Here is an 8,005-nt window from a genome sequence, read left to right as displayed (position 1 = left end):
CGCCCCCGCCACGAGCCGCCCCCCACCGGACGGGTCGCGCCGCCACAGCGCCACGTGGACGGCCCAGTCGCGGCGGCCCTCCTCGGAGAACTCGCGGGTGCCGTCCAGCGGGTCGATGATCCACACCCGGTCGGCGGTGCGCCGCTCCGCGTCGGAGGTGTTGCGGGTCGGGGCGCGGTCGTCGCCGCCCGCCCGCTTCCCCGCGACCGCCGAGCGGCCCTCCTCGGACAGGACGGCGTCGCCGGGACAGCGCTCCGCCAGCGCCGCCATGAGGTACTCGTGCGCCCGCAGGTCGCCCGTGTCCTTCAGGGCCCGCGCGTCGGCGAATCCCTGCTCGTCCCGCACGTCCAGCAGCAGGCGCCCCGCCCCCGCGGCGAGCTCCGCCGCCAGCGCGTGCTCGTCCGCCGCCGCTTGCACCGTCATTCCTTGATCACATTCCCGACTCGGCTGGTCTGCTCGGTCAACTTTCTCATGCGCCCGGGTTGCCGCCGCGCGGCAGGGTGGACGATCCCGGGCCGGCCCGGGCCGGCCCGCCCGGCCCCGGGCGTTCAGTACGCGCCGGAGCCGCGGAAGACCGCCGACCAGGTCTTCCACATGATCTGCAGGTCGAGGGCGAGCGTCCAGTTGTCGACGTAGCGCAGGTCGAGCCGGACCGACTCCTCCCACGTCAGGTCGGAGCGGCCGCTCACCTGCCACAGGCCCGTCAGCCCGGGCTTCACCACGAGCCGCCGGTACACGTCGCCGCCGTACTGGGCGACCTCCTCCGGCAGCGGCGGACGCGGCCCGACCAGCGACATGTCGCCGCGCAGCACGTTGAACAGCTGCGGCAGCTCGTCCAGCGAGTACCGGCGCAGCCACCGGCCCACCCGGGTCACCCGCGGGTCCGCGCGGATCTTGAACAGCACGCCGTCGTTCTCGTTGTGCTGCAGCAGCTCGACCTTGCGGGCCTCGGCGTCCCGCACCATCGTGCGGAACTTCAGCACCGTGAACTCGCGGCCGCCGCGGCCGACCCGGACCTGCCGGAACATCACCGGGCCCGCGCTCGTCACCTTGATCAGGAACGCGACCACCGCCAGCAGCGGGCTCAGCAGGAGCAGCCCGGCCAGCGCCGCCGTCCGGTCGAACGCCCCCTTGAGGACCTTCCGGCCGCCGTCCAGCTCGGGGTGCTCCACGTGCAGCAGCGGGAGCCCCGCCACCGGCCTGATCGAGATGCGGGGGCCGGTCACGTCCATCAGCGCGGGCGCGACCACCAGCTCGACGTCGTCGCGCTCGATCTGCCAGGCCAGCCTGCGCAGCGCCGTCCCGTCCATCTCCGGGCAGGCCAGCACCGCCACCGAGTCGGCGCCGATCCGGTCGGCGACCGCGGCCGCCTGGCTGAAGTCGCCCAGCACGGGCACGCCCTCGACCTCGCTCACCGCGTCGTCGCCCGCGGCCAGCGCGGGCGGCAGGCACACGGCCGCGATGTCCATGCCGTGGTAGCGCTTCTGCTGCAGCACCCGGATGAGGTCGGCGACGGACGTGCGGTGCCCCACCGCGACCACGCGGCGCATGCACTCGCCGTTCCAGCGCTTGCGGTGCAGCCACTTGCGGAGCCGGTACCGCGCGAAGACGTTGAGGAGCGTGCCAAGCGGCATCGCCATGACCACGTAGCCGCGGGCGACCTCCGTCTTGGTGGCGTAGGCGATGATCGCCAGCGCGGCGGTGAAGATGAACCCGGCGCGCAGCACCCGGTGGAACTCCTCGTAGCCGACGCCGATGTACCTCGGCTGGTACGCCCGGCACAGCATCAGGGTCGGCACCCACAGCACGGGCAGCGCCACCGTCAGCGCCACGTACGGCGCCGTGTACGACCCCGTAGGGTCGGTCGGCACCCCGGGGAACCGGAGCACGAACGCGATCACACCCGCCAGGAGCATGCTGAAGAAATCGAGACACCCGGCGAAGCGGCGGTAGGATCCGCTCCAGCTCTGGGAGGTCGCGCGTCGCTGCTCATGGCTGATCGATGACTCGGCCTGAACCTTGTCAACGACGGCCATAAACCACTCACCAATCCCCTGTAACGCGCGCCCCGTCAGCGCGATTCACACCGAAGACGGCTGAACGTCGCGTGAGGTTCACAAGCATCATGAACCTCATTCGAGCAGCATCTTACGACCGCTTTGCCGTGGTCACCGGACAAACCCCCACATCCATGCGACAAGACCGGTAAATCCGGCCGTTCGTGCGGCAAAAGCTCCCCCGGCGTCCCATGTCGTCCCGCAGGGTGATCTTGTGGTCCCGGTCGGTGGCCGGATCCGGTCAGCCCGCGTGGAAGACGTTCTGCGCCGCGCCCAGACCGCCCGCGATCAGCGCCTCCACCGCGTCCGCCGCCCGGTCCACGTCGAGGTCGAGGTCCTTCCGCTCGGCGGCGGAGAAGTCCTTCAGGACGAACGCCGCCGCGTCCATCCGCCCGGGCGGCCTGCCCACCCCGAACCGCACCCGCAGGTAGTCGCGCGTGCCGAGCGACTTCGTGACCGACCGCAGCCCGTTGTGGCCGTTGTCACCACCGCCCAGCTTGAGCCGCACCGCGCCGAACGGGATGTCCAGCTCGTCATGGACGACGATCAGCCGCTCCGGCGGCACCTTGTAGAAGTCGCACAGCCCCTTGACCGGGCCGCCCGACTCGTTCATGAACGAGCGCGGCTTCGCCAGCACCGCCCGCGCGCCCGCCAGCCGCCCCTCCAGGACGTCCGCCCGCGCCCGGTGCGACCTGAACCGCCCGCCCGCCCGCGCGGCGAGGACGTCCAGGACCATGAACCCGGCGTTGTGCCTGTGCTTCGCGTACGGCGGCCCGGGGTTGCCCAGGCCGGCCACCAGCCAGAGATCCGCGCTCACCCGAACTCCTCCACCCGACGAGGACGGCCCCCGCCGGTGCGCACACCAGCGGGGGCCGTGAAGAACACTGCTTGAAGAACGCCGTCACCCGGCGCGCGTCACTCGGAGGCGGACTCGCCCTCGGCGGCGCCTTCGCCCTCGCCCTCGGCGGTCTCGGGCTCGGCCTCGACCTCCGGCTCGGTCGACACGCTCGCGTCGCGGATCTGGACGATCAGGATCTCCTCGTCGGCCACCAGCGTGGTGCCGGACGGCAGCTTCAGGTCCCTGGCGAGCACCTGGCTGTCGATCTCCAGGCCGCTGATGTCCAGCTCGACGGACTCGGGGATGTGCGTGGCCTCCGTCTCGACGGAGATCTCCACCACCGTCTGGGCGATCTGGCCGCCCGCGACCACGTCGCCGACCAGGACGACGGGCAGGTCGACGACGACCTTCTCGCCGCGCTTGACCAGCAGCAGGTCGACGTGCTCCAGGAAGCCCTTGACCGGGTCGCGCTGCACGTCCTTCGGCAGCGCCAGCTCGGCGCCGTCGCCGACGCCCTCGATCGTCAGCAGCACGTTCGGCGTCTTGAGCGCGAGCATCAGGTCGTGGCCCGGCAGCGAGATGTGCTGCGGGTCGGTTCCGTGACCGTAGAGCACGGCGGGCACCCTGCCGGCCCGGCGGGTGCGCCGCGCGGCACCCTTACCGAACTCGGTGCGCGGTTCGGCGGCGATGCGTACCTCGGACACGGCGAAAACTCCTCATTTGTGCGATCCACGGCCGTCCGCCATCGGACGTCCGCTACGGACAGTATCGATCCTCGCACGCCAACCGGGGGCGGGCGACTCAAAGACTCATTGCGTTACCCAGGGAGCGCGGAACCTAACCGGCACGCACTGAACAACCTGAAGCAGACGCGGGTCGGGCAAGTCTAGCGTGTTCATTGCAGTGCTCTCCTCCTTCGGGCGCTGGGCGCCCTCCATCGTCGAGCACTGCGCGCGATCGCTGCATCGCTCCGGCTCGCCTGGCGGCTCACTACGCGATCGGTTCCTCGCTTCGCTCGAACCGCCTTCGGACGCGATCGCAACTGTTGAGGTTGTCGCAGGTTCCGGCGGTGGTCGAGGTCGTCGCTAGCTATGCCCTCCGAAGAGGCTGGTGACGGAGCCGTCGGAGAAGACCTCGTTGATGGCGCGGGCGACCAGGGGGGCGATGGACAGGACGGTCAGCTTGTCGAACTGCTTCTCCTCCGGGATCGGCAGGGTGTTCGTCAACACGACTTCAGAGACCCGCGAGTTCTTCAAACGGTCGACCGCCGGGCCCGACAGGACGCCGTGCGTGGCGGCGACGACGACGCGGCTGGCGCCGTGGTCGAACAGGGCGTCGGCCGCCTTCACGATCGTCCCGCCGGTGTCGATCATGTCGTCCACGACGACGCAGGTGCGGCCCTCGACCTCGCCGACGACGTCGAACACCTTCACCTCGTTCGCCACGTCCGGGTCGCGCTTCTTGTGGATGATCGCCATCGGGACGCCGCCCAGCCGGTCCGACCAGCGTTCGGTCACCCGGACCCGGCCCGCGTCGGGGGCCACCACCGTCACCTGCGAGGTGTCCAAGCGGCTCTCGAAGTGGTGGGCCAGCAGGTCCAGCGCGAAAAGGTGGTCGACCGGGCCGTCGAAGAACCCCTGGATCTGCGCGGTGTGCAGGTCGACCGCGATCAGCCGGTCGGCGCCCGCGGTCTTGAACAGGTCCGCCATCAGCCGGGCCGAGATCGGCTCACGCCCGCGGTGCTTCTTGTCCTGCCGGGCGTACCCGAAGAACGGCGCCACCACGGTGATCCGCTTGGCCGACGCGCGCTTCAGCGCGTCCACCATGATCAGCTGCTCCATGATCCACTGGTTGATGGGCGCGGTGTGGCTCTGGATCACGAAGGCGTCGGAGCCGCGGACGGACTCCAGGAACCGCACGAACGTCTCGCCGTTCGCGAAGTCGTAGGCGGACGTCGGCGTGAGGTCGACGTGGAGGTTGTCGGCTACTTCCTTGGCCAGGTCCGGGTGGGCTCGGCCGGTGAAGAGCATCAGCTTCTTCTGGCCACTCGCTTTGATCCCACTCACCTCTGACAACTCCCCCTCAATGGAATTCTTCACGTGGGTTGTTGTCCCCACTCCCCGCGCACCACAAGAGTCCGGGACACGGGTTGCCTTGTTGTTCGCGGAGGACGCCGCTGTCCTCCACGTCCCCGCCATGGGGCGGGGCAGTCTTCGCCGGACGCGCCGAGTTACGGCGCGTCCTCCTCATGAGCCTCTTCGGGCTCATGCGCCTCGTCCGCCTCCTGCGCCATCCGCGCCCGGCGGGCGGCCTCCGCGGCGGGGGTTCCCGCGCGCTTCCGCTCGACCCAGCCCTCGACGTTGCGCTGCCGGGCGCGCGCGACCGCCATCGCCCCCGGCGGGACGTCCTGGACGATCACCGAACCGGCGGCGGTGTAGGCGCCGTCGCCCACCGTCACCGGCGCGACGAACATGTTGTCGCTGCCCGTCTTCACATGGGACCCGATGACGCTGCGGTGCTTGCGCACGCCGTCGTAGTTCACGAACACCGAGCTCGCGCCGATGTTCGAGTGCTCGCCGATCTCCGCGTCGCCGACATAGGTCAGGTGCGGCACCTTCGTGCCCTCGCCGATGTCGGCGTTCTTCGTCTCGACGAAGGTGCCGATCTTGGCCTTGCGGGCCAGCTTCGTCCCCGGCCGCAGGTAGGCGTACGGCCCGACCGACGCCTCGGGCCCGATCTCCGCCTGGACGCACACCGCGTTGATCACGGACGCGCCGGCACCGACGCGGGTGTCGGTGAGCGTGCAGCCGGGGCCGACGCGGGCGCCCTCGCCCAGGTGCGTCCGGCCGTGCAGCTGCGTCCCCGGGTGGACCTCGGCGTCCGGCTCGGCGGTCACGTGCACGTCGATCCATGTCGTCGCGGGGTCGACGATCGTGACGCCGGCCCGCATGTGCGCTTCGAGGATCCGGTCGTTCAGCTGCCTGCGCGCCTGCGCGAGCTGGACCTTGTCGTTCACGCCCTGCGTCTCGACCCAGTCGGCGGCCAGGTGGGCGCCGGCGCGGTGGCCGTCTCCGCGCACGATCGCGACGACGTCGGTGAGGTACTCCTCGCCGTTGGCGTTGTCGGTCGTGACGCGCTTGAGGGCGTCGGCCAGGAGGGCCCCGTCGAAGGCGTACATGCCGACGTTGATCTCGTTGATGGCGCGCTGCGCCTCGGTCGCGTCCTTGTGCTCGACGATCGCCTCGACGCTGCCGTCCGCCGCCCGGACCATCCGGCCGTAGCCGGTCGCGTCGGGCATCTCGGTCGTCAGGACGGTCGCGGCGTTCCCCTGCTCCTCGTGCGTCCGGACGAGCGCCGTGAGCGTCTCGCCCCGCAGCAGCGGGACGTCGCCGTTCAGGACCACGACGGTCCCGTCCAGGGCGCCGGTCTGCTCCAGCGCCATCCGGACGGCGTGCCCCGTTCCGTTCTGCCGGTCCTGGACGGCGGACTCGGCGTCCGGGGCCGCCTCGGCGAGATGCTCGACGACCTGCTCCCGCCGGTGCCCGACGACCACGACGAGCCGCTCGGGTTCCAGCTCGCGGGCGGCGGCCAGCACGTGGCCGAGCATGCTCCGCCCGCACAGCTCGTGCAGGACCTTGGAGGTACGGGACTTCATCCTGGTGCCCTCGCCCGCGGCGAGAACGATGACGGCGGCCGGTCGGCTCGCAGCACTCACAAGGAGGCTCCTCGGCATCGCGGACGGGATCGGTTCGCGAGCACGTCCACCCGCGACATCCCTGTCCACCAGGCCGGACGCACCCGACACGGGCAGGATACCGCCCGCTCCCCACCTGTCACCCCGCCGCCCGCCGATGGCGCGACCCGCGGCATCACGTGGCAGGGCCCGGACATTCCCAACAGCTCCGGCGCCAGGACTCGAACCTGAACTATGGGTACCAAAAACCCAGGTGCTGCCAATTACACCACGCCGGATCAAACGTGACATTTCCCCGTCGGGGATCACCTGCCGGACCAACGATACCGGTCGGGGGGTCGGCGCCCCCACTCATTACCCGGCACCCCGCGCCCGGCGGCCGTGCTGGAAGCGGCCGGGCCCGGGCGGCCTTCAGGTCAGCCAGCCGGGAAGGGGTTCCCGGGCGGCCAGCCAGGTGGAGGGGACGGCCTCGGGGCCGAGGTGGGCGGTCACGATCCCGCCGACCATGGCGGCCGTGGTGTCCATGTCGCCGCCGACCATGGCGCACGCCCGGACGGCCGCCTCGAAGTCGGTCAGCCGGGTGGCGGCGGCCCACAGCGCGTACGGGACGGTGTCCTGCGCGGAGACGCGGCTGCCGTTCCCCAGTTCGCGGGCCGCGTCCTGAGGGGCCTTGCCGAGCAGCCCGAGCGCACGGCGCAGGCCCCGCCGCACGTACTCTCCCGTCGTCGCCCACTCCAGGGCCGCCTCGATGACCGTCTTTGGCGGGACGCGACGTCCTCGCTGGGACGCGACGTAGGCCGCCGCAGCGGCCACCGCGACCGCGCCTGCGATGCCCTCGGGGTGGGCGTGCGTCACCTCCGCCGACAGCACGGCCTGCTCCGCCGCCCGCGCCGGGTCGTCGCTGAAGAAGGCGCCGAGCGGCGCGACGCGCATCGCGGCTCCGTTGCCGTAGGAGCCCCGCCCGTCGAACAGCTCCCGGGACGCCGCCTGCCAGGACGTTCCGCCCTGGACCCTGGTGAGCAGCTCGTACGCGCCCGCGCCGTACCCTCGGCCGACGTCCATCCGCCGGGCGAACGCCGCTACCAGCGTGTCCTGATCGATTTGGCCGGTTTGGTGTAGGACGTCCAGAACGGAGCATGCCATCTCCGTGTCGTCGGACCAGGGCCAGGGAGCGGGCGGGACGCCCGTCTCTGGTGAGACGTCCCGGTTCGCGAGGAGGAAGAACTGGTCTCCGAAGGCGTCGCCGACCGACAGCCCGGCGAGCGAACCTTCGGCGAGCGTCGCGCGTTCGTCCTGGGTGAGGGGCATCTCACCATTCTTCCGTGCGTCCCGGACACGGGTGCCGAATCTGACGGCAGAGACAGAAGAGTGTTTTGTTGCCAGTTGGGGCAGTTTCCCACTGAATTTACCGTTCAC

Annotated in this window: 7 protein-coding genes and 1 tRNA gene; all 8 read right to left on the bottom strand. The window is 71.0% G+C overall.

Annotation, left to right across the window (positions count from 1 at the left end):
- A partial coding sequence (locus tag ETD83_RS18970; RefSeq protein ID WP_329602890.1) for an inositol monophosphatase family protein occupies window positions 1–423 on the bottom strand: 423 nt, incomplete at its 3' end.
- A gap of 125 nt (window positions 424–548) precedes the next feature.
- Window positions 549–2,036 carry a sugar transferase gene (locus ETD83_RS18965; RefSeq protein WP_138646467.1) on the bottom strand — a complete coding sequence of 496 codons (1,488 nt, stop codon included), beginning with the start codon at window positions 2,034–2,036 and terminating at the stop codon, window positions 549–551.
- Window positions 2,037–2,298: 262 nt separating this feature from the next.
- The gene (gene pth, locus ETD83_RS18960; RefSeq protein ID WP_138646466.1) at window positions 2,299–2,874 is read right to left on the bottom strand and encodes an aminoacyl-tRNA hydrolase; all 576 of its coding nucleotides are present in this window, start codon (window positions 2,872–2,874) and stop codon (window positions 2,299–2,301) included.
- A 98-nt stretch (window positions 2,875–2,972) separates the two neighbouring features.
- Window positions 2,973–3,599, bottom strand: a complete 627-nt coding sequence (locus ETD83_RS18955; protein WP_138646465.1) for a 50S ribosomal protein L25/general stress protein Ctc — start codon at window positions 3,597–3,599, stop codon at window positions 2,973–2,975.
- Window positions 3,600–3,980: 381 nt separating this feature from the next.
- Window positions 3,981–4,961, bottom strand: a complete 981-nt coding sequence (locus ETD83_RS18950; RefSeq protein ID WP_138646464.1) for a ribose-phosphate diphosphokinase — start codon at window positions 4,959–4,961, stop codon at window positions 3,981–3,983.
- Window positions 4,962–5,125: 164 nt separating this feature from the next.
- On the bottom strand, window positions 5,126–6,610 hold the full coding sequence (gene glmU, locus ETD83_RS18945; RefSeq protein WP_268920468.1) for a bifunctional UDP-N-acetylglucosamine diphosphorylase/glucosamine-1-phosphate N-acetyltransferase GlmU: 1,485 nt from the start codon (window positions 6,608–6,610) through the stop codon (window positions 5,126–5,128).
- Window positions 6,611–6,795: 185 nt separating this feature from the next.
- Window positions 6,796–6,867: transfer RNA gene (locus ETD83_RS18940), tRNA-Gln, on the bottom strand.
- 133 nt (window positions 6,868–7,000) lie between these two features.
- Window positions 7,001–7,897, bottom strand: coding sequence for an ADP-ribosylglycohydrolase family protein (locus ETD83_RS18935; RefSeq protein ID WP_138646462.1), 897 nt, complete (start codon window positions 7,895–7,897; stop codon window positions 7,001–7,003).
- Window positions 7,898–8,005: the final 108 nt, after the last annotated feature.

The sequence above is a fragment of the Actinomadura soli genome (assembly GCF_005889715.1).
GTDB lineage: Bacteria > Actinomycetota > Actinomycetes > Streptosporangiales > Streptosporangiaceae > Spirillospora > Spirillospora soli.
Note: the sequence above shows the minus strand (reverse complement) of the source record. Positions and strands in the feature narration are given on the sequence as shown.